Genomic DNA, 24,425 nt, shown 5'->3' with positions numbered 1-24,425 from the left:
CTTCTATGATCCGCGACTTGACTCAGGCGAATGACACCGCTGTAATTACAGGCAACGGCCGCAAGAGTTGGGGTTCGTTGTCGAGGCGGCAGGGGTGATCAGGGTGAACGGTTCCGAGTTCCACGCCGGAGTTCCGGAGGACTGGCACGTCGATCCCGTGGCGCTCGGCGTCCCGGGTGTCCGACGTCCGGAGACCGACGACGAGGAGAACCCGCTCGCCTGGCAGGTCGACTCGCTCTGCGCGCAGACCGACCCCGAGGCGTTCTTCCCCGAGAAGGGCGGCTCCACGCGCGAGGCGAAGAAGATCTGCACCTCGTGCGAGGTCCGGGCACAGTGCCTCGAGTACGCGCTCGAGAACGACGAACGCTTCGGCATCTGGGGTGGCCTCTCCGAGCGTGAACGCCGCAAGTTGCGGAAAAGGGCGTAGGAGCGTTCACGGCGCGCCAGCGCCGTGCGACTGCGCCCCTGAGGAGCCTGCGACGAAGGCGCCGGAAGGCGACCACCTCCGCCCGCCCCGCACCGCGCAGTGAGCGCATCCAAAGGTTCACGGCGCGCCGCCGTCCGCAGCCGACACCGCGCCTCCAGACCGTAGAGTGACGCCCGTCATGCAGCCCAGAGTCACCGCGATCCTCGTCGCCGCCAACGGGGCGGCCCACCTCGACCGGACCCTGGACGCGCTCGCCGCCCAGACCCGCCACCCCGAGAACCTGGTGGTCGTCGACGTCGGCACGACCGACGGATCGACCGCCGAACTGTCCTTCGGCGGGTCCGCGCAGCTCGTCCGGCTGCCCGCCGGCACCGCGTTCGGTGACGCCGTCCGCCAGGGCGAGCGCAGCGCGCCGCCCGCGGCGACCGACGAGCCGGTCGACGAGTGGCTGTGGGTCCTCGGCCACGACAACGCGCCGGCACCGACCGCGCTCGCCGACCTGCTGTCCGCCGTCGAGATCGCGCCGTCGGTCGTCGTCGCCGGTCCGAAGCTCGTCGCCGACGACGACCCCTCGCTCATCCGCGCCTTCGGCGAGAGCATGACCCGCTTCGGCCGGTCGATCGTGCTGGTGCAGGACGAGCTCGACCAGGGCCAGCACGACCGCAACACCGACGTGCTCGGTGTCGCCGCGGGCGGCATGCTCGTGCGCCGCTCGGTCTGGAACGAACTCGGCGGCTTCGACCCGGCGCTGCCGGACGTCGACGCGGCCCTCGACTTCTCGGTGCGGGTCCGCCTCGCCGGACACCGTGTCGCCCTCGTGCCGGAGGCCAAGGTCACCAGCGCCGGACCGATCGAGGAGTTCGGCCGCAAGCGCGTGTCCGAGGCGCGGCGCGTCCGGATGCACCGGCAGGCGCAGCTGCACCGCCGGATGACCTACGCGCCCGCCGCGCTGGTCTGGCTGCACTGGCTCACGCTCGTGCCGTTCGCGATCGGCCGCGCGCTCGGTCACCTGGTCGCGAAGCACCCCGCCGCCGTGGTCCCCGAGCTCTCCGCCGCGTTCGCCGTCGCGTTCGGCGGCGGCACGGGGCGTGCGCGCAAGAACCTCGCCCGCACGAAGAAGCTCGGCTGGGCCGCCGTCGAACCGCTCCGTGTGAGCTGGCGTCGGGTGCACGAGCACCGCACCACCTCGCGGGACGTCGAACTCGCCCGGGCCGAGGACGCCCCGATCGCCCGGGCGTCGTTCCTGAGCGACGGCGGCATCTGGGTGGTCCTGGCCGCCGCGGTCCTCAGCGTCGTGACGCTCTACCCGCTGCTCGGGTCGCCGGCCCTGACCGGCGGGGGACTCCTGCCGCTCTCCGCGACGCCGGGACAGCTCTGGCAGAACGTCGGGTACGGCTTCCACTCGCTCGGCACGGGCTTCACCGGCCCGTCCGACCCCTTTGCCGCGGTGCTCGCCGTGCTCGGCTCGATCGTCTTCTGGTCGCCGTCCACCGCGGTCGTGCTGGTCATGCTCGTCGCGTTCCCGCTGTCCGCACTGGGGGCCTGGTTCGCGGTCCGCAAGGTCACGACCCGCACCTGGGTGCCGGTCATCGGTGCTTCGCTCTACGCGATCGCCCCGTCGCTCGTGGGCGCGGTGACGACCGGACACCTCGGCGCCGTGATCGCGCACCTGGTGCTGCCGTGGCTGTTCGTCGCCGTGCTCGAGGCGCACCGCTCGTGGGCCTGGGCCTCGGGAGCGTCGCTCCTGTTCGCCGTCGTCGCCGCCTCGGCACCGTCGCTGCTGCCGGTCCTGCTGGTCGGCTGGCTCGTGGCGCTCCTGGTCGGCTGGCGCCGGGCCCACCGTCGCCTGTTCATCCCGGTGCCGACCGCGGTGCTCTTCCTGCCGCTGATCCTGGCGCAGGCCGCACGCGGCAACCTGCTCGCCGTGTTCGCCGACCCGGGTGCGCCGTCCGCGACCCGGGCGCCGTCCGCGCTCCAGCTGGCCATCGGACAGCCCTTGCCCGACTGGAGCGGCTGGCTCCCCGCGACGTCCGGACTCGCGCTGGTCGCCACGGTCCTGCCGATCGTGATGGCCGTCCTCGCGCTCCCCGTGGCCGCCGCCGCGATCGGGGCGATGCTCGGCCACCGCTGGGCGGTCGCGGGCTCGGCGCTCGTCATCGCGCTGCTCGGCTTCGCCACGGCCTTCGCCGCCACCCACGTCACGGTCACCGGTGTCGGTTCGACCACCACGATCGTCTGGCCCGGCAGCGGTCTGTCCGTGTACTGGCTCGCCCTCGTGGTCGCGGCCTGCATCGGCATCGACGTCCTGCCGAAGGCCGCCCCGGTCACCGGGCTCGTCGCGACCGTGCTCGCCGGTGTGGCCGTAGCTCCGGCCTTCGCGGCGTTCTACCTCGGCACCGCCACGATCGAGCCGACCACCGGCCGGGTGCTCAGCGCCTACGTGAACGCCGAGGCCCAGGCGAACCCCGACGTCGGCACGCTCGTGGTCGTCCCGCAGGACGACGGTTCGCTCGCCGTCACGCTCGAGCGCGGGCAGGGCTCCACCCTCGACGACCAGTCGACGCTCGACGCGACCGCACTCCGGCTGAGCGAGTCCGGCGCACGGCTGACGACGCTCGCCGGCAACCTGGCGAGCCGCAGCGGGTACGACCCCCGGCCGGCGCTCCGCGAGCTCGGCGTGAGCTTCGTGCTCATCGACGACGCCGCTGACGACCCCGAGGCGCAGACGGTGCACGACCGGGCCGCCGGTGCGATCGGTCAGAACGCGCTCTTCACGAGCATCGGCGAGACCACGAACGGGCAGCTGTTCCACTACGAGGGCGAGGTCGACCGCACCCGCTCCGGTTCCGCGGCGACCCAGGCCACCCACGTGCTGTACCTCGTCGTGCTCGGCGTGGTCTTCGGCGCCGCAGCACTCCTCGCGGTCCCGACCGCCCCGCGCCGCCGCCGTGCCACCTCGAACGTCATCGAGGCCGAGGAACCCGCCACCACCTTCGACGAGGAGCGCGACGAATGAGCACCAACCCCTCCTCGGTCCGGCGCTGGATCGTCCGCGGCACCGCCACGGCCGTCGCCGTCGTCGTCGCCGCGGGTGCCGTCACCGCGGCCCACGCCATCGGCACCGAGTCCGAACCGGGTCGACCGGCCGGCCGCACCGTCACGCCGGTCCCCGCCGCCGCCGAGCGTGTCTGCGCCGGCAGTGCGCTGCGCCTGTCCGACGACGCCGGCAACGACGCGACGCAGGCGAGCACCGTCGGCACCGCGACCGTCGCGACGGCGACGACCGGCTCGACGGTCGAGCGGTCCTCGCTCGACTCCTCGACCACCGGCGGCAGCGACCCCCGGCTCCTGACGGCGCCTGCTGGCGAGACGACGCCGCAGGTCGCGGGCAGCAGCTTCCAGAGTGTCTCGAGCGGCGACCTGGTGGGGGCGGGCGCTGCCTCGTGCGACGACCCGACCCAGTCCACGTGGCTCGTCGGCGGCTCGACGGAGACCGGTCGGACGAGCCTCGTCACGCTCTCGAACCCGACCGACGTGAACGCCACGGTCGACCTGACGATCTTCGACGGCTCGGGGACGGTCAGCGCGCCCGGGACCACCGGCATCGTCGTCGCGCCGAACACGCAGAAGGTCGTCCCGCTGTCGGGGTTCGTGTCCGACGCCGCCTCGACCGTCGTGCACGTCACGTCGTCCGGCGGCCAGATCGTCGCGCACATGCAGGAGTCCGTCGTCCGCACCCTCACCCCGGGCGGCTACGACATCGTCTCCGGTGGGGCCGCGCCGTCCCGTTCGCAGGTCATCCCCGCCGTCGCCCTCGCCGACGCGCAGGCCGCCCAGCGCGGCGACGACACGGCCGACGCGGCGCCGATCGTCCGGCTGTTCGTCCCCGGCACGAAGTCGGCCCGCGTCACCCTCGGCATCAGCACGGCCGACGGCGGCGGCACGACCGTCAACGCCACCGCCGAGCCCGGGGTCGTCACCGACGTCGCGCTCGACGACTTCCCGGACGGCCGGTACTCGTTCACCGTCACCTCGACCGAGCCGGTCGTCACCGGTGCACGCACCACGACGCCGACCGACGGTGCCAGCAGCGGCACCGACCTCGGGTGGTTCGCCTCGGCCGAGCCGCTGGGCAACCGGACGATCACCGCCATCGCCCCGGGCGAGGGCGTGCGCCTGAACTTCGTGAACCCCACGAGCCAGGACCGGTCCGTCACGGTGCGGTCGGGCGACGAGCGTCGCACGCTGAAGATCCTGTCCGGTGCGACCGTGACGCTCCCGGTGCAGACCGCGAAGCAGCTCACGCTGACCGGCACGGAGGGCATCGTCGCGGGCGTGACCTACCGCGGGGCCGACGGCATCGCCGGCTTCCCGGTGCGTCCGGCGACCGACGTCTCCACCCCGGTCCGCGTCTACCCCTGACGGGCGGCTCGATCAGCCCGGCACGACGGCCCGGCGCGGTCCGCCCGGCTCGCCGGGTGCGGCAAGTCCGGCGCGGTCCGCCCGGCTCACCAGTGGCGGTAGCGGTCCGGTGCCAGGTCCCAGGGGTCCTTGCCGATCAGCTCGCCGACCGCGCGGAACACCGCGGTCTCGATGATGATGCGGCGGTCGGAGTCGTCCTTCTCGGGGCTCCGGTTCACCCGCTCGACGGGGATCCGGAAGACGGTCACGCGGCGGGTGTCGCGCTCGATCCGCCAGCGCGGCATCTCGTCCGGCAGGGTCGTGTCGCTCGGCATGTCCGCCACCTGGAACACGACGCCGGAGAGCTCCTCGGGCCAGAGTCCGAGCAGGTAGTGCGCGCTGTCGCCGACGATCCGGTCGAACGCCTCGGCGCGGGTGATGATCGGCGCGAGCTCGGGCCCGGTGACGCTCGAGCGCCCACCGCGGCCGTGCCGGGAGCGCCCCCGACCGCGGTCGACCGGGGTGACGAGGCGAGGCTTCCGACGCATCCCCACATCGTACGCGGGGACGGGTGCGCGCCGGACGCTCCGCTAGGCTCCCTCTCGAGATGGACGTGCGGATCTGCAGCAAGGTGGCGTGTGCCAACAGCGCTTCGTCGACCCTGACGTACGACTACGGCGACTCCATGGTGGTCGTCGGTCCGCTGTCGACCAGGGTCGAGCCGCACGGCTACGACCTCTGCGCCCGGCACGCTGCCGCCCTGCGTGTCCCACGCGGCTGGCAGGTGGTGCGGCGCGAGCCGCTCCCGCGCGACGTCGACTGACGGCTCGCGTCCGCGACGTGGGTGCGGGGGTCGGTCTGGAGGCCCGGGGAACGTGACCGGGATCGGCTGGTGGTCCGCGCCTCCCGGCATGGAAGACTGGTGGGCATGCCCACCGAAACCCGCACAGCTGCTGCGTTCCGCGTCGCCGACCTGTCCCTCGCCGAGGCCGGCCGGCACCAGATCCGCCTCGCCGAGAACGAGATGCCGGGCCTGATGTCCCTGCGTGACGAGTTCGCCGCGGCGCAGCCGCTCGCCGGCGCACGCATCGCCGGGTCCCTGCACATGACGGTGCAGACCGCGGTGCTCATCGAGACGCTCGTCGCCCTCGGCGCGCAGGTGCGCTGGGCCAGCTGCAACATCTTCTCCACCCAGGACGAGGCGGCGGCCGCCGTCGCCGTCGGGCCGACCGGCACCCCGGACGCCCCCGCCGGCGTCCCGGTGTTCGCGTGGAAGGGCGAGACGCTCGAGGAGTACTGGTGGTGCACCAGCCGCATCTTCGACTGGAGCGACGAGGCCGCCGCGGCGGGTGCCGACTGGACCGGGCCGAACCTGATCCTCGACGACGGCGGCGACGCCACGATGCTCGTGCACACCGGTGCCGACGCCGAGGCGGCCGGTGCCGCTCCGGTCGCCGAGCCGGACGCGAGCACCGAGTGGAAGATCGTGCTCGACACCGTCGCGCGGTCGCTCGAGACGTCGTCGGACCGCTGGACCCGCATCGCGGCCGACATCCAGGGCGTCACCGAGGAGACCACCACGGGCGTCCACCGCCTGTACGAGCTGTTCCGGAACGGCGAGCTGAAGTTCCCGGCGATCAACGTGAACGACTCGGTGACGAAGTCGAAGTTCGACAACAAGTACGGCATCCGGCACTCGCTGCCCGACGGCCTGAACCGGGCCACCGACGTGCTCATCGGCGGCAAGGTCGCCTTCGTCGTCGGCTACGGCGACGTCGGCAAGGGTGGGGCCGAGGCGCTCCGCGGGCAGGGTGCCCGTGTCATCGTCAGCGAGGTCGACCCGATCTGCGCGCTGCAGGCCGCGATGGACGGCTACCAGGTCGCGCGCCTGGCGGACGTCGTCGACACCGTCGACATGGTCATCACGTGCACCGGCAACCTGGGCGTCGTCGGGGTCGACGAGATGCTCGGGCTGAAGCACCTGGCGATCGTGGCGAACGTGGGGCACTTCGACAACGAGATCGACATGGCGGGACTCGAAGCGCTGCCCGGCGTCTCGAAGGTCGAGATCAAGCCGCAGGTGCACGAGTGGCGGTTGCCGACCGGGCGGTCGATCCTGGTGCTGTCCGAGGGCCGGCTCATGAACCTCGGCAACGCGACCGGGCACCCGTCGTTCGTGATGAGCAACTCGTTCACGAACCAGGTGCTCGCGCAGATCGAGCTGCACACGCGGCGCGAGGAGTACCCGACCGGCGTGTACGTGCTGCCGAAGCACCTGGACGAGAAGGTCGCGCGCCTGCACCTCGACGCCCTCGGGGTGCAGCTGACGTCGCTGCGTCCGGAGCAGGCGGCGTACATCGGTGTGCCGGTCGAGGGTCCCTTCAAGCCGGACCACTACCGCTACTGAGCGCGGCGGGGCGGCCCGCTTCCGCTGAACACCGGTGTTCGCATGTTGAACCCCCGCACGCGGGTGTTCGGAGTGCGAACACCGGTGTCTTGCGAGCAGCCCGGTGGCGCGCCGCGCGTCAGCGCCGCGCTCCGCGTCAGCGCGGGAAGCCCGGCGGGGGCGCCGCCGCGGTCGCCCCCGCGGCGGTCAGCAGCTCCGCGCGGGCACCCAGCGCCCGGACGTCCCGACGACGCCGCAGCACGACGACCCCGGCCAGGAAGACCTCGGGCGGGACGGGCGGCACCGGGTGCGCGAACGCGGACACCTCGGCCGCCAGGGTCTGCGCCGCCGCCTCGCGCAGTTCGGGGCGCATCAGCGCAGCCCCGCGGAAGAACGCACCGAGGCGGTTCTCCAACCGCTGCGGCAGCGCCGAGACGTCCGCGACACCGGCCCACGCCGTCAGCTCCGGGGGCAGCAGCACCTCGGGTTCCCGCTGCTTCGGCAGGCGCTCGTGCTGCACGATCGTCCCCGCCAGCAGGTCGCCGAGGCGCCGCGGCCGACTGCCGAACAGCGCGACGAGCAGGGCGACCGAGCCGAACGTCATCCAGAGCTCGAACAGGCCGACGAGCGACCGCGTGAAGGCGTGCCGGAAGCCGATCGCGCCGCCGTCGAGCCGGACGACCCGGGTGCCGGTGGCGAACCGTCCGACGCTCCGCCCCTTCGTCACGGTCTCGACCGCCGCGGGGACCAGCACGAGCACGACGACGAGCAGCACGATGTTGAGCGCAGCACCCCAGGCCGGCTCGAGCCCCCTCGGCCAGAGCCGCCAGACGCCGAAGAGCGCCAGCACGAACAGGACGAGGACGCACAGGCCGTCCAGCAGCGCGGCCGCGAGCCGCAGCACGAGTCCGGCGGGCTGGACGTCGAGCGCGACGCCCTCGCCCACCACCAGCTCGTCGGCGCTCTCGTCGAGGTCGCGCGAGAACCGGGCGTCGGCGAGGTCACGCGGCGTGCGGGGCTTCGGCATGGGATCATTCTGTCGGAGATCGCGCGACCTGAGGGGGAACACGTGGACCTGGATGCCTACACCGAGGTGCACCGTGACCGGTGGCAGGAGCTCGACCGTCTGGCGCGTGCCCGGCACCGGTCCGGCGCGGACGTCGACCGGCTCGTCGCCGGCTACCAGGAGGCCGCGACCGACCTCGCCCGCATCCGGGGCGCCGCACCGCGCACCGTGACCGGCGACCGGCTCTCGCTCACGCTGTTCCGCGCCCGCCTGCGCTTCACCGGCACGCCCGTCGACCCGTTGACCGCCGTCGCCCTGTTCTTCACGCGCCAGCTGCCGGCGGCGCTCTACCGGATCCGCTGGGTGACCATCTGGGTCGCGCTCGCGACGGTGGCGATCGGGGCGATCGTCGCCGTCTGGATCACCACCACGCCGGGTGCGACGGCGACGTTCGGCAGCGAGGAGGCCCTGCGCCGGTACGCCACGCAGGACTTCGTCGACTACTACTCCGACCGTGGCCTGGGGGCCTTCACCGCGCAGGTCTGGACGAACAACGCCTACATCGCCGCGACGATGGTGGCGTTCGGCATCACCGGGGTCTTCGTGCCGTTCTCGATCATGCAGAACGCCGTCAGCCTCGGGGTCTCCGCGGCGATCATGCACTCCCAGGGCCGCCTTGCCGACTTCTTCCTCTACATCTCCCCGCACGGGCAGCTCGAGCTCTACTCGGTCTTCCTGGCCGGCGGTGCGGGGCTGATGATCTTCTGGTCGTGGGTGGCACCGGGGCCCGGACGCACGCGCGCCCAGGCCCTCGCCGAGGACGGCCGCGCACTCATCACCATCGCGATCGGCCTGACCCTGACCCTGCTGCTGTCCGGCATCGTCGAGGGCGTGGTGACGCGGCAGGACTGGCCGTGGCCGATCAAGATCGGCATCGGCACCCTCGCCCTGGTCGCGGTGCTCGCCTACCAGTGGGTGCTCGGCGGCCGCGCGTACCGAGCGGGGGAGCGCGGCGACCTCGAGGAGTTCGAGCGCGGCTCCACCGCCCTGGTGGCCGGCTGACGTCCGTCCCGGTTCAGAGCCGGCCGGTGGCCTTCGCCCGGATGTAGGCGTCGGCGACGAGCGGCGGGACGTCCGCCGGTGCGCCGCGCACGACCTCGGCGCCGGAGCGCCGTGCGACGTCGGCCGCACCGTCCGCGTCGAGCAGGGTGCGTTCGGCGGCCGCGCGTCGGTAGACGTCGCGCTCCGCGCCGGTCGGGAGGCCCGGCACCCGTCCGCCCCGCGCGGTGCGGATCGCCGTGGTCGGGTCCACCCCGCCGCGCGCCATCCGCTGGACGGCCGGGTCCTCGATGCTCGTCACGACGACCGCGTGCCGTCGGGACAGTCGGGGGAGCACGGCGAGCAGGTCGCCCGAGGCGCCGACGGAGTCGAGGCTCGAGGCGAGGACGACCATGGCGCGCGAGGTCGTGATCGAGTCGACGAGTGCGGGCACGGATGCCCAGTCGGTCGCGGCGAGCCCGGGTTCGGCCATCGCGAGTGCCTCGCCGAAGCGCTGCACGACGTCGGTGCGGGTGGCGCCGTGCACGCGGTCGTGTGCCGTGTCGTCGAGGACCACCAGGTCGACGCGGTCACCGGCGGCTGCCGCGAGGGCACCGAGGAGCAGCGCCGACTCGATGAACGTGTCGAGTCGGGGTTCGTCGGCGACGCGGCCGGCACCCGCCCGGCCCGCGTCGACCACGACGACGACGCGCCGGTCGCGTTCCGGTCGCCAGGTGCGGACGACGAGGTCCTGCCGCCGCGCGGTGGCGCGCCAGTCGATCGACCGCACGTCGTCGCCGCGCACGTAGTCGCGCAGCGAGTCGAACTCGGTGCCGTGCCCGCGGAGCTGCAGCGTGGTCTCGCCGTCGAGTTCGCGGAGCCGTGCCAACCGTGACGGCAGGTGCCGCCGGGAGCGGAACGGCGGCGTCACGACGAGTTCGCCCGGTGCTGCGACGACCCGCTGCCGTGCGGCGAGGCCCAGGGGACCGAAGGACCGCACGGCGACCCCGGTGGTGCGGCGTCGACCACGACGGAACGGTGTGAAGCGCATCCGGGCCGTCCGTCGCTCCCCGCCGGGGACCGTCATCCGGATCCGACGGGGACGGTGGCCGGCCGACGGCTCCCACATGTCACGGACCACACCGCGGACCGTCCGGGAGCCGTCGTTGGCGAGCACGAGGGTGCCGTCCGCGGTGCTGTCACGTCGAGCGAGCCGGGGCATCCGCCGCTCCACGCGGACCCGTCGCAGGTCGGCGGCGAGCCCGACGTCGAGCGCCGCGGCGAGCAGCACCACCCCGACCCACGCCAGACCGGCCCACCCGCTGCCGAGCAGCACGGTGGGCACGAGGGCGACGGCGAGGAGCGCGACGAACCGGCCGGAGACCGCCACTAGATCGGCACCCGCACCTGCTCGAGCACCTGCTGGAGCACGCCGTCGGCACCGACGCCCTCGAGCTCGGCGTCGGCGGCGACCCGCAGGCGGTGCCGCCAGACCGGCAGGGCCATGGCCTGCACGTGGTCCGGGGTGATCGCGTCGTAGCCGGTGAGCCAGGCCCAGGCCTTGGCAGCCGCGAGCAGTGCCGTCGCTCCGCGGGGGCTCACCCCGACGCGGACGGACGGTGCCTGCCGGGTGGCCCGGGCGAGGTCGACGATGTACGCGAGCACGTCGTCGCGGGCCCCGACGCCGCGGACGGCACGCTGCGCACGGACGACCTCGTCGACGCCGACCACCGGGGTGATGCCGGCCGACCGGACGTCGCGCGGGACGAACCCGTCGGCGTGGCGCCGGAGCACCTGCCACTCGACGTCGCGCGGCGGGATGTCGAGCGTCAGCTTCATCAGGAACCTGTCGAGCTGCGCCTCGGGCAGCGTGTACGTGCCCTCGAACTCGATCGGGTTCATCGTCGCGGCGACGAAGAAGGGGTCCGGCAGCGCCCGAGCGTCACCGTCGACGCTCACCTGGCGTTCCTCCATCGCCTCGAGCAGCGCCGACTGGGTCTTCGGCGGCGTGCGGTTGACCTCGTCGGCGAGCAGGACGTTCGTGAAGACGGGGCCCTCGCGGAACGGGAACGTGCCGGTCGAGGCGTCGTAGACGAGCGACCCGGTGACGTCGCCGGGCATCAGGTCCGGCGTGAACTGGATGCGCTTCGTGTCGAGCGTCATCGCGGCGGCGAGGCTGCGGACGAGCAGGGTCTTCGCGACCCCGGGAACGCCCTCGAGCAGCACGTGCCCCTGTGCGAGGAGCGCGACGATCATGCCGGAGACCGCGCCCTCCTGGCCGACGACGGCCTTGGCGACCTCGGTGCGGACCCGCCCGAACGCGTCGCGCAGGTCGGAGCCGGCCGCGGTCGTGGGGTCGTGCTCCGGTGCGGTGTGCTCGGTGGTGGCAGGGGGCAGGTCGGTCACGGTCGTGCTCCTGGTCGGTCGGGGTCGGAGGTCGGTCGGTCACCGGAGGTCGCCCGGCGGACGGCGCGTTCGAGGTCGTCGAGCGCGGCGGTGCCGTCGACGAGTGCACGGTCGTCGTCGGTGGTCCCGCCGACGAGCACGGCGCCGACACGGGTGTGCGGGATGCCGGCGGCCTGGGCCGCGGTCCGGACGACCTCGTCGACGTGGGCCGATCGGGGAAGTCCGAGCATCCGGCCGATGCGGCGGACGGCGGCGACGCGCAGGGTGTCGAGGGCGTGGGTGCGGTCACGGGTGCGGGCGTACATCCGGGCGCGCCCCTCGGTGGTCTCCGCGGCACGGACGACGACGGGCAACCGCTCGACGACGAGCGGGCCGAGCCGTCGGCCCCGCCAGACGCCGGCCGCCACGGCGACGAGGGCGAGCAGTGCGAGGGCGCTCGGGACCCACGGCGGGGCGAGCTCGCCGAGGGTCGGTGCGGCGTCGGGGGTGCCGACGGCCGGGGTGTACCAGACGAGTCGCTCGTCGGCGCCGAGCAGCCCGAGGGCGAGTGCGGCGTTCCCGGCGGTGGCGATCGTGTCGTTCCGGAACGCCGAGGTCGTGCCGAGCAGGGTGACGTCGCCGCCCTGGGTCGTGGTGCGCACGAGGCCCCAGACCCGGGAGCCGCCCTCGCCGGTCGGCGCACACCGTTCGGCGGTCGCGTCCTGCACGGTGTACCCGGAGCCGGCGGTGGTGACCCGGGCAGCCGAGGCCGCCGCCGGGATCCCGCACGAGGCCGTCGAGACGGTGGCGTCGCCGTCGACCTGGACGGCCGGGTCGACCGGGAACCCGAGCAGTGCCTCGAGTCCGGCGCCGCTCGTGCCGACGACCACGACGTGCCGCGCCGTGCGGGCGATCCGTTCCGCGACGTCGGGGTCGAGCGCCCCGTCGGCGTCGTCGATGAACACCGTGCCGCCGTCGATCCCGCCGACGCCGTCGACGGTGTCGGTGACGGAGACCGCGGTGCCCCGCTGCTCGAGCACCCGGACCAGCGCGGCCGAACCACTGGCCGTCGTCGAGGTCGGGTCGAGTGCGCGCGGTGCGTCCGGGTCAGTGCCCTGCACGAGGGCGGTCAGCGCGGCGAGCAGGACGCCGACCAGGACGATCGCGACCCAGAACCCGATGCGGAACCGGCGTCCCTCGGCCGGAGCCGGAGCCCGAGCAGGAGTCGGTCCGGCGCTCGTCCGCGTGGCGGTTTCGGTCGTCATGCCGGCACCACCGGTCCCTCGGCCCGGGTGGGCCGGGCCTGCCGGACGGTCCGCTCGGCGTCGAGCACGCGCAGGGCCGCGGCTTCGTCGGCCTCGGCACCGAGGTACCGGACCGCGTCGAAGGCGGTCGCTGCCGCGTCGAGTGCACCGGCCGACGCGGGGAACGGCACGGCGCCCCGTGCGGCGATCGTCCGCGCGGTGGCTCCGGGCACGTCGGGCACCAGGTCGCGCTCGCCGAGGCCCCTGGCGATCGCGCGGAACCCGTCGAGCACCGCTGCCGACCAGTCGGCGCGACGGACGGCGGCCTGGGCCGCTTCGAGGAGTTCCCGGGCGGAGCGCAGGTCGTCGGCGTCGAACACCCCGCCGGTGTCACCGTCACCGGCTCGCGCGCGCCGGCGGGGGAGTCCGCGGGCGACGACGACGAGCACGACGACCGCGACGAGCACCACGATCGCGATCACCAGCGCGGTGCGGGCCGCAGCGGGGGAGTCGATGCCGTCGGCGCGGAGCGACCCGAGCCAGTCGAGGAAGGAGCGCGAGGCACGGTCCCACCACGTCGGCCGGGCATCGTCGTAGGCGGACCGTTCGAGCTCGCGCTCGAGCAGGCGACGCGCCTCGTCCGGGTCGACCGCCGTCACGCCGAGCCGTTCGGCGGCGCCTGGCCCGGACCCTGCTGCCACGGCTGCTGCTGACCGGGCTGCCACGGTTGCTGCTGCTGACCGGGCTGCCACTGCTGCTGCCCCGGCCACGGCTGCTGCTGCGCCTGCCACTGCTGGCCACCCCACTGCTGCTGCGGCGGCCACGGCGGGCGTGCGACGGGCTCGGACGGGGCGAACGGGTCGGTCGGCTGCCCGGAGTCCAGGTGCGATGCGATCCGCTGGTCGAGGGCCTCGGTGCGGATCCGCCGGTCGATGGCGAGGAACGTGGTGATCGAGGCGCTCAGCACGTCGGTGATGCACTGCACCGCGATCGCGAGCAGGCTGCCGACGACGATGGCGATGACCGCACCGGTGCCGGCTCCCGACGTGCCACCCGTCTGCCCGAGCGGGTCGAACGTGCCCCCGACGAGCACGGCGCCGATGGTGAGCGGGATCGACGCGATGGACGCCGCGAACCCGAACATGAGTTGGACGAGCAGCAGGATGCCGAAGGTCCGCCAGAAGGCCCCGCGGGTCAGGCGCCACGACTGTGCGGCTGCGGCGAAGACCGGTCGGCCCTCGAGCGCGATGGTCGGGACGGTGAGCACGAAGCGCGTGGCGAGCCACACGACGACGACACCGATGCCGAGCACGAACAGCACCAGCGCCAGCACGAACCACCCGGTGCCGGAGTCGGCGGCGCCCATGGCCGCGAACACCCCGAAGAACACGAGTCCGGCCAGGATCGCGAGGACCGCACCGGCCCCGATCTGCACGAGCATCCACGCGACGACGGACCACCGGCGGCCGGCGAGCAGCGCCCACAGCCCCCGGAACGTGGCGCGACGGCCGAGGACCCGCTGCCCGGTGTCGGCGGCGACCGGCGCCACCAGGAACCCTCGACCGAGGTAGGCGAGGAACGGCAGCACGACCGAGAGCAGTGCCGTGAGCGTCAGCGTGCCAGCGACCACCGAGTCGGCACCGCTGCCGCCGTCGAGGGCCGAGAACATCCGCGACTGCAACGCCTGCTGCCCGAAGGTGCTGGCCAGCGTCGAGAGCAGGCCGAGCACACCGCTCAGCAGCACGCTCCAGAGCAGCAGCACGCGGGCGTTCCGGCGGAAGACCGTGAACGCCCCGGCCAGGATGTCCCCGAGACCGAGCGGGCGCAGCGGGATCACCGGACGCGAGCCACCGGACGGACCGCCCGGTCGCCCCGGACCCGGCCCCGGGGCGGGCTGCGGCGGCACGGAGAAGCGGGGCGGGCCTCCAGGCTGGGGTCCTGGTCCCTGCGCCGGTCCGGACGCCGGCGGCGTCGGCGCACCCTGCTGCCCACCGTCCGGTGTGTGCCAATCGGACATGACTCCAGCCCCCTCGTCGTGTCGGACCGAGCCAGCGATGCACGGTCCACCCCCATCCTGGCGGAAAACCCGGCGCGGCGGGGCCTCGGCTATCGTGTGGGGACACGTGCCGACCACGGCACCCGCACGCCACCCGGAGTCCAGATCACATGACACCGCGCATCCTCGTCGTCGACGACGACCAGGCCCTCTCCGAGATGATCGGCATCGTGCTCCGCTCCGAGGGGTACGAACCCGAGTTCAGCGCCGACGGCAACGACGCCGTCGACGCGTTCCACGCCACCAAGCCGGACCTCGTTCTGCTCGACGTCATGCTGCCCGGCATCGACGGCATCGAGGTGTGCAAGCGCATCCGTGCCGAGAGTGGCACGCCGATCATCATGCTCACGGCGAAGAGCGACACCGCCGACGTCGTCCTCGGGCTCGAGAACGGTGCCGACGACTACGTCGTGAAGCCCTTCAACCCGAAGGAACTCGTCGCGCGCATCCGGACCCGCCTGCGGCCGAGCGCGTCCGACGCCACCGTGCTGCACGTCGGCGACGTCACGGTCGACGTCGCCGGGCACGAGGTGCGCCGCGGTGACACCGTGATCGCGCTCACGCCGCTCGAGTTCGACCTGCTCCGGGCGCTCGCCGAGAAGCCGAACCAGGTGTTCACCCGCGAGATGCTGCTCGAGCAGGTCTGGGGCTACCACTACAAGGCGGACACCCGTCTGGTGAACGTGCACGTGCAGCGGCTCCGCGCGAAGATCGAGCACGACCCGGACAACCCGAAGACCGTCACCACGGTCCGCGGCGTCGGGTACCGCGCCGGAGGAGCCTGAGCACCGTGCCGCCCTCGACGCGCCCGCCGGGCTCGGCACGCTCCGGCCGGGTCGGCGGCGCCGGCCGGGCCACCGGCGCCGGTGGGTCCGGCGGTGCCGGTGGGGCCGGCAGCACCACCGTCTCGATCGGCGTCGTCGACCGCAGCCGTCGCCGGATGCGGCGCTGGCTCCGACGCGCCTGGCGTCCGATCGCCTACCTGTGGCGGCGCTCGCTCATGTTCCGCTCGGTCGCCATCACCGTGATGACGACGGGGCTCGCGGTGGCGATCATCGGCACCGCGGTCATGGTGAGCATCTCGACGAACGTCTACTCGCAGCGCCGCGACCAGATCGAGTCCGAGTCCGCCCGGGCCACCATCGTCGCCCAGGGGATCTTCGACGCGGCGACGGCGGCCGAGGACAACAACCAGTCCGAGCTCGAGACCCTGCAGAACGAGGCGCAGCAGGCGATCCTGTCGAACACGACGAGTCCGGGCGGCACGAGCATCGCCATCGAGCGGAGCCCGGACCAGTCCACGCCGCAGACGCTGCAGACCATCGCCAGCCAGGACTTCCCGGACGCGGTGATCACCGATGCCCTGCGCAAGGAGGTCGCGCAGAACACCGGTCGCCTCAGCCTGCAGCCCGTCGAACTCGACGACGACGGGCGCCGGGTGCCGGGCCTCGCCGTCGGCTCCACGCTGCAGATCCCGAGCGCCGGCCAGTACGAGCTCTACCTGGTCTACGACCTCTCCGACGCGCAGCAGACCCTGGACTTCGTCTCCCAGACCCTCTCGATCGGCGGCGTGGCGCTCATGGTGCTCATCGCCCTGGTCACCTCGCTCGTCGTCCGGCTCGTCGTCGTGCCGATCCGCGGTGCCGCCGAGACGAGCCGGAAGATCGCCGCGGGGCGCCTCGACGAACGCATCCCGGTGCGCGGCCAGGACGACCTGGCGACCCTGGCACGGAGCTTCAACGGGATGGCCGAGGCGGTCAGCCGCCAGATCACCCAGCTCGCCGAGCTCTCCCGCGTGCAGCAGCGGTTCGTCTCCGACGTCTCGCACGAGCTGCGCACCCCGCTCACCACGATCCGGCTCGCCGGCGACATGCTCTACGACTCCCGGCACGCGTTCGAACCGTCGGTCGGCCGGTCCGCCGAGCTCCTGCACGCCCAGGTGGAGCGCTTCGAGATGCTCCTCGCCGACCTGCTCGAGATCTCCCGGTACGACGCCCAGGCGGTGCAGCTCGACACCGCACCCGTCGTGCCGGCCTCCCTCGCCGCGGACATCGTCGAGGAGTTCCGCCCGCTGGCCGAACGCGCCGGCATCGACCTGCAGCTCGCGACCCCCGGCGGCCACACCACGATGCGGCTCGACGCCAAGCGGGTCCGACGGATCCTGCGCAACCTCGTCGGCAACGCCATCGAGCACGGCGACGCGAAGCCCGTGCAGGTCGTCGTCGACAGCGACGCCCGCACCGTCGCCATCGCCGTCCGCGACCAGGGTGTCGGCATGCCGCCGGAAGACGCCGCACGGGTGTTCGACCGCTTCTGGCGGGCCGACCCGAGCCGCAAGCGCACCATCGGCGGCACCGGCCTCGGCCTCGCGATCAGCCTCGGCGACGCGAAGCTCCACGGCGGGCGCATCGACGTGTGGTCCCGACCGGGCGAGGGATCGACGTTCGTGCTCACCCTGCCCCGCAACGAGCAGGGCACCACCGCCACCTCGGCCATCCCGCTGCCCGAGCTCGACGAGTCGTACGACGGCCCCCGCGCCGTACGAGAGGAGTCCTGATGCGCCACCGGATCCGCCACGTCCTCGCCGTCGCGCTCGCCGCGGTCAGCCTGCTCGCGGTCACCGCGTGCGCGGCCATCCCGACCGACGGTGCCGTGCGCACCGGGCAGACGATCAAGGACGAGTCGCTCTCCGGCGTCGACTTCCGGCCGGACAAGCCGATCACCGGGTCCGACCAGACGGCGATCCTCCGCGGGTTCATCGCCGCCGCCACCGGCGCCCAGGACAACTACGCGATCGCCCGGCAGTTCCTGGCCGCCGACTTCGCCCAGCGGTGGAACCCGCGGCAGGGCGTCACGATCCGGGACGGCAGCGGCACCGTCGAGCGCGCCGACGACCGCGAGCTCACCTACACGATGACGGCCAGCGCCACGGTCGACTCCGACGGGGAGTACACCCAGGCGGTCCGCCCGACCTCGTCGACGCTGACGTTCCAGTTCGTCCGCGAGGACGGCGAGTGGCGCATCGCCTACGCCCCGGACGGCATCATCCTGTCGCCGGTCAGCTTCGAGTCGGTGTTCCAGTCGCACGCCCTGTACTTCTACGACCCGACCTACCGCTTCCTGGTGCCCGACCAGCGCTGGTTCCTCGCTCGGTCCTCCACCAGCACCCGCATCGCCAGCGCCCTGCTCGCCGGCCCCGCCGACTGGCTGAAGGGCGCCGTCGTCTCGTCGTTCCCGGAGGGCACCCAGCTGTCCCTCAACGCGGTGACGATCGACAGCGGCACCGCCCTGGTCGACCTGTCGAGCGACGCCCTGCGTGCGAGCACGGTCGACAAGGTCCGGATGCGCGAACAGCTCAGCAAGTCCCTCGCCTCGGTCGCCACCATCTCGTCGGTGTCGATGACGATCGAGGGCGCGACGCTGTCGGTGCCGGACTCCGGGGGAGCCGACGCCCAGCAGAACCCCGACGTCGACCCCCGACCCCTGGTCGACGAGGACGGCGTCGTCGGCTACGCCGCCTCGGGCACCGGCAAGGTCGCCGAGATCGGCAGCGGCGTCGGGGCGGCGATCGCCGGCCTCGACCCGACCTCGATCGCCCTGTCGGCGTCCGGCACCACCGCAGCCGTCGGCAACCGGGACGGCGTCGTCGTCGTGCGTGGCAAGGACCGCCTGCGCGTCGACGCCCGCGAGGGCCTCGTCGCCCCCGCCGTCGACGACCTCGGCTTCGTCTGGGTGGGGCAGCAGTCCGACACCCGTCACATCACCGCCTACGGCCTCGGCGGCGACCCCCACCAGGTGCGCACCACCCTGCCGCGCGGCGACCTCGTGTCGTTCCAGGTGTCCCGCGACTCCACCAGGGCACTCGCACTCATCGAGACCGCGGACGGCCCCGGCCTGTACGTGATGGCGATCATCCGCGGGTCCGACCGGTCACCGACCTCGTTCGGCGCCCCGGTCCGGGTGCAGGCCGCCAGCGGCACCGCGGTCGACGCCACGTGGGTGAACGACACCGACGTCGCCTCGGTCGGGCAGACGCCGACCGGTCCGAACATCGTCCGCACCACCATCGGCGGCAAGTCGAGCACCCTGCCGAAGCCCGACGGTCGCGCCACCGCGATCAGCGGCGGCAGCGGCGGCGCGCTGCTGCTCCGGATGTCGAGCGGCGACGTCCTGCAGTCCACCGGGGGCGGCTGGGACTCGACGGGCGTCACCGCCGACGTGCTCGGCGTCCAGCGCTGACGCCACCGTCCTCCACAGCCCACCCGGCCTGGAGGCCCGTCCACCGTCCGGCAGACCGGCTCGTCGCCGTCGTCCGGTCACCACCACACTCGTGGGCGTGCCCCCTGACGACGCCCCCACGCCCTGGCGGGACGCCCTGCTCGCCGTGCTCGGACTGTTCCTGCCCGTCGCCTGCCTGGGCTGCGGCCGCGCGGACCGCGCGCTCTGCCCACCGTGTCGGGCGGCGCTCGCCGCACGCCCGGGGCGGGTCCGGCTCGTCGCCGGCGTCCGGCTCGACGCGGCCTTCGAGTACGAGGGGCTGGTCCGCACCCTGGTCCTCGAGCTCAAGCTGCGGGGCCGGGTCGACGTCGCCCGTCCGCTCGGCGCCCGCTTCGGCGCGCTCGTCCGTGCGGCGCTCGACGCAGCCCCGGACGGCGCCGTGGTGCTCCGGGTGCCGCCGTCCCGGGCGGGGGCCCGACGCCGTGGGTTCGACCCGGTGGTGCTGCTGCTCGCCCGGGGTGGCGTCCGGCACACGGGGCGGCTCGTCCGCACCCGTGCCGGACGGCGGAGCGCGGGACCCGGGCAGAAGGAACGATCGGCGGTGGAGCGGGTCACGGCGACTGTCGGCACACTGCGCGCGGTCGGGGTCGCCGGCCGTGACGTCGTGCTCGTCGACGACGTCGTCACGACGGGCGTGACGATGGCCGAGGGCGTCCGTGCGGTGCGGACAGCGGGCGGCCGGGTGGTGCGCTGCGTCGCGGTGGCGAGTGTCGACGACTGATGCTCGGTGAACACCCGGTGGCCGCTGTGTGTCCGGTGAGTGTCCGGCGGACTCGCCGTCTCCCCGTGACGCCGACAGTGCGCCGGGTCTAGCCTCGCGACAAGGCGTTCGGGTCGCCGGACGGAGGCGACGCGCCGACACTGGATGGGAGCCGCCACATGGACGTGACGATCACGGGCCGGAACGTCGGGGTCACCGACCGTTTCCGCACCTATGTCGAGCAGAAGTCCGAGAAGATCGACGTGCTCGCCGACCGCGCCCTCGCGTTCGAGGTGCGCATCAGCCGCCACCACGAGAAGTCGAGCGGCAGCCAGGGCGAGGACCGCGTGGAGCTCACGCTGATCGGACCGGGGCCGCTCGTGCGGGCCGAGTCCGCGGCGTCGGACAAGTACGCCGCCTTCGACCTCGCCTTCGCGCGGATCATGGAGCGCCTCCGTCGGGCGCGCGACCGCCGCAAGGTGCACCACGGCCGGCACCGCCCCACCTCCGTCGCCGAAGCCGCCGGCAGCGGGTTCGACGGCATGGGCGTCGTCCCGGCCGACGGCAAGCTCATCGAGGACGTCGCGACCGGTGCCGTCCCGGTCGTCGATCAAGAGGCCGCCGAGGACGAGAACGAGGTCTACAGCCCGGTCGTCATCCGGCACAAGGTCTTCGAGGCCGCACCGATGACCGTCGACGACGCCCTGTACTACATGGAGCTCGTCGGGCACGACTTCTACCTGTTCCTCGACGCCGAGACCCGCCGTCCGAGTGTCGTGTACCGACGCAAGGGCTGGGACTACGGCGTGATCGGCATCGACGAGGTGCCCGCCGGCCAGGCACCGAGCTCGGCCGGCGCGGACACCGACGCGGAGCGGGCAGCCGCGATCGCCTGAGCCGACGCGGAACCGACGTTCCGCATGTGTGCGCGGTCCGTTCGCGGGCCGCGCACACCCGTGTCCGCCGGCGCCGCGCGGCTCACAGCGCCGTGGGTTCGCGGGTTGCTAGCATGACTGGTCGATCGGGCGTGCAGGTCGCGCGCGACGACCTCGTAAGGAGTTCACGTGGCAAACGTGCTGGAGAAGGTCCTCCGCATCGGCGAAGGACGAACCCTCCGCCGGCTGAAGGCGTACGCCTCGGCCATCAACGACCTCGAGGACGACTTCTCGAGCCTCACCGACGAGGAACTCCACGACGAGACCAAGGAGCTGCGCGAGCGGTACGCCAACGGCGAGACCCTCGACGACCTCCTGCCCGAGGCGTTCGCCGCCGTGCGTGAAGCCGCGAAGCGGACCCTGGGCATGCGGCACTTCGACGTGCAGCTCATGGGTGGCGCGGCACTGCACCTCGGCAACATCGCCGAGATGAAGACCGGTGAGGGCAAGACCCTCGTCGCGACGACCGCCGCGTACCTCAACGCGATCCCGTCGCGCGGCGTGCACGTCATCACGGTCAACGACTACCTGGCGTCGTACCAGTCCGAGATCATGGGCCGCGTCTTCCGCGCGCTGGGCATGACCACCGGCTGCATCATCGCGAACCAGACCCCGGCCGAGCGCCGCGAGCAGTACGCCGCCGACATCACGTACGGCACCAACAACGAGTTCGGCTTCGACTACCTGCGCGACAACATGGCGTGGCAGGCGTCCGACATGGTGCAGCGCGGTCACTTCTTCGCCGTCGTGGACGAGGTCGACTCGATCCTCATCGACGAGGCCCGCACGCCGCTCATCATCTCCGGTCCGTCCTCGGGCGAGGCCAACCGCTGGTTCACCGAGTTCGCCTCGATCGCCAAGCGCCTCACCCCGGGCGAGGACTACGAGGTCGACGAGAAGAAGCGCACCGTCGGTGTCCTCGAGCCCGGGATCGAGAAGGTCGAGGACTACCTCGGCATCGAGAACCTGTACGAGTCGGCGAACACCCCGCTCATCTCGTTCCTGAACAACTCCATCAAGGCCGTCGCCCTGTTCAAGAAGGACAAGGACTACGTCGTGATGAACGGCGAGGTGCTCATCGTCGACGAGCACACCGGCCGCATCCTGATGGGCCGCCGCTACAACGAGGGCATCCACCAGGCGATCGAGGCGAAGGAAGGTGTCGAGGTCAAGGCCGAGAACCAGACCCTCGCCACCGTCACGCTGCAGAACTACTTCCGCCTCTACCAGAAGCTCTCCGGCATGACCGGTACCGCCGAGACCGAGGCGGCCGAGTTCATGTCGACCTACAAGCTCGGCGTCGTGCCCATCCCGACGAACAAGCCGATGCAGCGCATCGACCAGACCGACCTCGTCTACAAGAACGAGAAGGCGAAGTTCGAGCAGGTCGCCGAGGACATCGTGGAGCGCCACGAGAAGGGCCAGCCCGTCCTCGTCGGCACCACGAGCGTCGAGAAGTCCGAGTACCTGTCGAAGCTCCTCGCCAAGCAGGGCGTCAAGCACGAGGTCCTCAACGCGAAGAACCACGCACGTGAAGCCGCGATCGTCGCCCAGGCCGGTCGCTTCGGCGCCGTGACCGTCGCGACGAACATGGCCGGTCGTGGTACCGACATCATGCTCGGTGGCAACGCGGAGTTCCTCGCCGTGCAGGAGATGCACGCCAAGGGCCTGTCGCCGACCGAGACCCCCGACGAGTACGAGGCCGAGTGGGACGACGTGTTCGCCCGCGTCAAGGCCGAGGTCGAGGAAGAGGGCGACAAGGTCCGCGCCGTCGGCGGCCTGTACGTGCTCGGCACCGAGCGCCACGAGTCGCGCCGCATCGACAACCAGCTGCGTGGTCGTTCCGGCCGTCAGGGTGACCCGGGCGAGAGCCGCTTCTACCTGTCGCTCACCGACGACCTGATGCGCCTGTTCAACTCCGGTGCCGCCGAGAGCCTGATGGGCCGCTCGAACGTGCCGGACGACCTGGCGATCGAGAACAAGCTCGTCGGCCGTGCGATCCGGTCCGCCCAGGCGCAGGTCGAGGGCCGCAACGCCGAGATCCGCAAGAACGTGCTGAAGTACGACGACGTCCTGAACCGCCAGCGCGAAGCGATCTACAGCGACCGCCGCCACATCCTCGAGGGCGACGACCTGCACGACCGCGCGCAGTCGTTCCTCAAGGCCGTCATCGACGACGTGATCGACAGCCACACCGGCGAAGGCTCCCCGGACGACTGGGACCTCGACGCCATGTGGACCGAGCTCGGCACGCTCTACCCGATCTCGATCTCCATCGACGAGGTCATCACCGAGGCCGGCTCGAAGGGCAAGGCGTCGCGTGACTTCCTGGCCCGCGAGATCCTCTCCGACGCCAAGCTGGCCTACCAGCAGCGCGAGGAACTCCTCGGCGACGAGGCGATGCGTGAGCTCGAGCGTCGCGTGGTGCTCTCGGTGATCGACCGCCGCTGGCGCGACCACCTGTACGAGATGGACTACCTCAAGGACGGCATCGGCCTCCGAGCGATGGCGCAGCGCGACCCGCTGGTCGAGTACCAGCGCGAGGGCTACGCCCTGTTCCAGACGATGATGGGGCAGATCCGCGAAGAGTCCGTGGGCTACCTCTTCAACCTCGAGGTCCAGGTGCAGTCCGACGGCGAGAACGCGGTGATCGAGGCCAAGGGTCTCGGCGAGGACGAGGTCTCCGGCCTCGAGTACTCGGCACCGTCGATCGACGGCGAGGTCGAGGTCCGCGACGAGAAGGGTCGCCTCGAGCAGGCCGCGACCGCTCGTGCGCAGCGCGCCCAGGCCGAGGCTGAGGCCGAAGCGGTCGCCGAGCCCGAGCAGGGCTCCGCGTTCGGCAACGCGGCCACCGCCTCCGGTCAGGCCGCGGCGAGCAACCGCGCCGAGCGTCGCCAGGCGGCCAAGAAGAACTAGCGACCGCGCGCGAGCGCATCGTGAGCAGGAGTGGTCGGGTCCCACGTCGGGACCCGACCATTCCCGCTCACCGAGCGTGACCGACGACGGACGGGAGGCCCGGTGCCAGCTGGCACCGGGCCTCCCGTCCGTCCGCGACCCGGCTACAGGACCCCGATCGCGGTCGCCTGCCAGCGTCCGTGTCGCTCTTCGAGCCGCATGGCGACCGCCCGCGCGTGGCTGCGCGCGTGCACGACCACCGTCGCCTCGGCGACGCCCGCCGCGGGGCGGCAGACGAGCACGCTGCCGACCCGGAGCACCGGGCGTCCGCGTGCCCGCCGACCGGAGCCCCGGGCGTGCGCTGCCACCGCGGCGCGCTGCTGCAGGTGGCGCTGCACGTCGTCGCTGATCCAGCGGGCGATGCTGTCGACCTCCCGCGCGCCGGTGAGCACCTCCGCGACGCAGAGCCCGAGCGCTCGTGCGGTCGTCGCCGGGTCCGGGGGACCGGTCACCGTGGCGGGCTCCGGCGCCGGTTCGACGATCCGCAGCGGCGGTGGGTGCGCCGTCGTCGTCTCGTGATCGATGCGGCGTGCCTGCTCTGCCACCCCTGCCCCTTCCGTCGTTGGAGCGAGCGTATGGGGCGTGCGACATACGAAATACACAGTGGTCTGCCC

General features: G+C 72.8%; 20 protein-coding genes. 12 read left to right on the top strand and 8 right to left on the bottom strand.

The genetic code is table 11. The annotated features are described in order from the left end of the window. The first annotated feature begins 94 nt into the window (after nucleotides 1-94). From DEJ29_RS11570 to DEJ29_RS11560, 3 genes are all read left to right on the top strand, one after another. Nucleotides 95-427 carry a WhiB family transcriptional regulator gene (locus DEJ29_RS11570; protein WP_081827389.1) on the top strand — a complete coding sequence of 111 codons (333 nt, stop codon included), beginning with the start codon at nucleotides 95-97 and terminating at the stop codon, nucleotides 425-427. A gap of 178 nt (nucleotides 428-605) precedes the next feature. Continuing rightward, complete coding sequence (locus DEJ29_RS11565; RefSeq protein ID WP_111095533.1) at nucleotides 606-3,443, top strand: glycosyltransferase; 2,838 nt, start codon at nucleotides 606-608, stop codon at nucleotides 3,441-3,443. Further along, a complete protein-coding gene (locus tag DEJ29_RS11560) occupies nucleotides 3,440-4,849 on the top strand; it encodes a DUF5719 family protein (RefSeq protein ID WP_111095534.1) in 1,410 nt (469 codons plus the stop codon). The genes DEJ29_RS11565 and DEJ29_RS11560 overlap by 4 nt, the downstream gene beginning before the upstream one ends. Nucleotides 4,850-4,935: 86 nt before the next feature. Here DEJ29_RS11560 and DEJ29_RS11555 read toward each other — a convergent pair whose 3' ends face one another. Next, nucleotides 4,936-5,376 (bottom strand): metallopeptidase family protein, encoded by a 441-nt coding sequence (locus DEJ29_RS11555; protein WP_111095535.1) that lies wholly within the window; start codon nucleotides 5,374-5,376, stop codon nucleotides 4,936-4,938. A 59-nt stretch (nucleotides 5,377-5,435) separates the two neighbouring features. Between DEJ29_RS11555 and DEJ29_RS11550 the strand changes: the two genes are divergently transcribed. Then, entirely contained in the window at nucleotides 5,436-5,651 is a 216-nt protein-coding gene (locus DEJ29_RS11550) for a DUF3499 family protein (RefSeq protein ID WP_071405769.1), read from the top strand. Between the two features lie 105 nt (nucleotides 5,652-5,756). Further along, entirely contained in the window at nucleotides 5,757-7,235 is a 1,479-nt protein-coding gene (ahcY, locus tag DEJ29_RS11545) for an adenosylhomocysteinase (RefSeq protein ID WP_111095556.1), read from the top strand. A 136-nt stretch (nucleotides 7,236-7,371) separates the two neighbouring features. On the opposite strand, the gene DEJ29_RS11540 is transcribed toward ahcY, so the two are convergent. Beyond that, nucleotides 7,372-8,241: an RDD family protein gene (locus DEJ29_RS11540; protein ID WP_111095536.1), complete on the bottom strand. Its 870-nt coding sequence runs from the start codon at nucleotides 8,239-8,241 to the stop codon at nucleotides 7,372-7,374. Nucleotides 8,242-8,283: 42 nt separating this feature from the next. Here DEJ29_RS11540 and DEJ29_RS11535 point away from each other — a divergent pair, with 42 nt between their 5' ends. Further along, the gene (locus DEJ29_RS11535; RefSeq protein ID WP_111055276.1) at nucleotides 8,284-9,282 is read left to right on the top strand and encodes a stage II sporulation protein M; all 999 of its coding nucleotides are present in this window, start codon (nucleotides 8,284-8,286) and stop codon (nucleotides 9,280-9,282) included. Between the two features lie 13 nt (nucleotides 9,283-9,295). Here DEJ29_RS11535 and DEJ29_RS11530 read toward each other — a convergent pair whose 3' ends face one another. The 5 genes from DEJ29_RS11530 to DEJ29_RS11510 are packed head-to-tail and all read right to left on the bottom strand — an operon-like array spanning nucleotide 9,296 to nucleotide 14,724. Then, the gene (locus DEJ29_RS11530; protein ID WP_111095537.1) at nucleotides 9,296-10,648 is read right to left on the bottom strand and encodes a DUF58 domain-containing protein; all 1,353 of its coding nucleotides are present in this window, start codon (nucleotides 10,646-10,648) and stop codon (nucleotides 9,296-9,298) included. Continuing rightward, on the bottom strand, nucleotides 10,648-11,655 hold the full coding sequence (locus DEJ29_RS11525; RefSeq protein ID WP_502866894.1) for an AAA family ATPase: 1,008 nt from the start codon (nucleotides 11,653-11,655) through the stop codon (nucleotides 10,648-10,650). Before DEJ29_RS11525 ends, DEJ29_RS11530 begins: the two co-directional genes overlap by 1 nt. 5 nt (nucleotides 11,656-11,660) lie before the next feature. Then, nucleotides 11,661-12,908 carry a DUF4350 domain-containing protein gene (locus DEJ29_RS11520; RefSeq protein ID WP_111095538.1) on the bottom strand — a complete coding sequence of 416 codons (1,248 nt, stop codon included), beginning with the start codon at nucleotides 12,906-12,908 and terminating at the stop codon, nucleotides 11,661-11,663. After that, nucleotides 12,905-13,588, bottom strand: coding sequence for a DUF4129 domain-containing protein (locus tag DEJ29_RS11515; protein WP_111095539.1), 684 nt, complete (start codon nucleotides 13,586-13,588; stop codon nucleotides 12,905-12,907). The genes DEJ29_RS11520 and DEJ29_RS11515 overlap by 4 nt, the downstream gene beginning before the upstream one ends. After that, entirely contained in the window at nucleotides 13,543-14,724 is a 1,182-nt protein-coding gene (locus DEJ29_RS11510; protein WP_111095540.1) for a glycerophosphoryl diester phosphodiesterase membrane domain-containing protein, read from the bottom strand. Before DEJ29_RS11510 ends, DEJ29_RS11515 begins: the two co-directional genes overlap by 46 nt. A gap of 329 nt (nucleotides 14,725-15,053) precedes the next feature. Here DEJ29_RS11510 and mtrA point away from each other — a divergent pair, with 329 nt between their 5' ends. From mtrA to secA, 6 genes are all read left to right on the top strand, one after another. Then, complete coding sequence (gene mtrA / locus DEJ29_RS11505; protein WP_017888813.1) at nucleotides 15,054-15,728, top strand: MtrAB system response regulator MtrA; 675 nt, start codon at nucleotides 15,054-15,056, stop codon at nucleotides 15,726-15,728. Nucleotides 15,729-15,733: 5 nt separating this feature from the next. Next, on the top strand, nucleotides 15,734-17,500 hold the full coding sequence (mtrB, locus tag DEJ29_RS11500; protein ID WP_258375990.1) for an MtrAB system histidine kinase MtrB: 1,767 nt from the start codon (nucleotides 15,734-15,736) through the stop codon (nucleotides 17,498-17,500). Beyond that, entirely contained in the window at nucleotides 17,500-19,182 is a 1,683-nt protein-coding gene (locus DEJ29_RS11495) for an LpqB family beta-propeller domain-containing protein (RefSeq protein WP_111095541.1), read from the top strand. Before mtrB ends, DEJ29_RS11495 begins: the two co-directional genes overlap by 1 nt. A 97-nt stretch (nucleotides 19,183-19,279) precedes the next feature. After that, nucleotides 19,280-19,942 carry a ComF family protein gene (locus DEJ29_RS11490; RefSeq protein ID WP_146248372.1) on the top strand — a complete coding sequence of 221 codons (663 nt, stop codon included), beginning with the start codon at nucleotides 19,280-19,282 and terminating at the stop codon, nucleotides 19,940-19,942. A gap of 158 nt (nucleotides 19,943-20,100) precedes the next feature. Further along, nucleotides 20,101-20,817 (top strand): ribosome hibernation-promoting factor, HPF/YfiA family, encoded by a 717-nt coding sequence (hpf, locus tag DEJ29_RS11485; RefSeq protein WP_111095543.1) that lies wholly within the window; start codon nucleotides 20,101-20,103, stop codon nucleotides 20,815-20,817. A 168-nt stretch (nucleotides 20,818-20,985) separates the two neighbouring features. Then, nucleotides 20,986-23,772, top strand: coding sequence for a preprotein translocase subunit SecA (gene secA / locus DEJ29_RS11480; protein ID WP_111095544.1), 2,787 nt, complete (start codon nucleotides 20,986-20,988; stop codon nucleotides 23,770-23,772). A 143-nt stretch (nucleotides 23,773-23,915) separates the two neighbouring features. On the opposite strand, the gene DEJ29_RS11475 is transcribed toward secA, so the two are convergent. After that, complete coding sequence (locus DEJ29_RS11475) at nucleotides 23,916-24,356, bottom strand: Rv3235 family protein (protein ID WP_110865381.1); 441 nt, start codon at nucleotides 24,354-24,356, stop codon at nucleotides 23,916-23,918. Nucleotides 24,357-24,425: the final 69 nt, after the last annotated feature.

Source organism: Curtobacterium sp. MCPF17_021 (assembly GCF_003234605.2).
GTDB classification, from domain to species: domain Bacteria; phylum Actinomycetota; class Actinomycetes; order Actinomycetales; family Microbacteriaceae; genus Curtobacterium; species Curtobacterium flaccumfaciens.
The sequence above is the reverse complement of the archived record's forward strand: the minus strand, read 5'-3'. Positions and strand labels throughout refer to the sequence as shown.

Coding starts and splice junctions, on each gene's coding strand:
- DEJ29_RS11565 (WP_111095533.1), top strand. CDS start 606: ATGCAGCCCAGAGTCACCGCGATCCTCGTCGCCGCCAACGGGGCGGCC.
- DEJ29_RS11560 (WP_111095534.1), top strand. CDS start 3,440: ATGAGCACCAACCCCTCCTCGGTCCGGCGCTGGATCGTCCGCGGCACC.
- DEJ29_RS11555 (WP_111095535.1), bottom strand. CDS start 5,376: ATGCGTCGGAAGCCTCGCCTCGTCACCCCGGTCGACCGCGGTCGGGGG.
- DEJ29_RS11550 (WP_071405769.1), top strand. CDS start 5,436: ATGGACGTGCGGATCTGCAGCAAGGTGGCGTGTGCCAACAGCGCTTCG.
- ahcY (WP_111095556.1), top strand. CDS start 5,757: ATGCCCACCGAAACCCGCACAGCTGCTGCGTTCCGCGTCGCCGACCTG.
- DEJ29_RS11540 (WP_111095536.1), bottom strand. CDS start 8,241: ATGCCGAAGCCCCGCACGCCGCGTGACCTCGCCGACGCCCGGTTCTCG.
- DEJ29_RS11520 (WP_111095538.1), bottom strand. CDS start 12,908: ATGACGACCGAAACCGCCACGCGGACGAGCGCCGGACCGACTCCTGCT.
- mtrA (WP_017888813.1), top strand. CDS start 15,054: ATGACACCGCGCATCCTCGTCGTCGACGACGACCAGGCCCTCTCCGAG.
- DEJ29_RS11495 (WP_111095541.1), top strand. CDS start 17,500: ATGCGCCACCGGATCCGCCACGTCCTCGCCGTCGCGCTCGCCGCGGTC.
- hpf (WP_111095543.1), top strand. CDS start 20,101: ATGGACGTGACGATCACGGGCCGGAACGTCGGGGTCACCGACCGTTTC.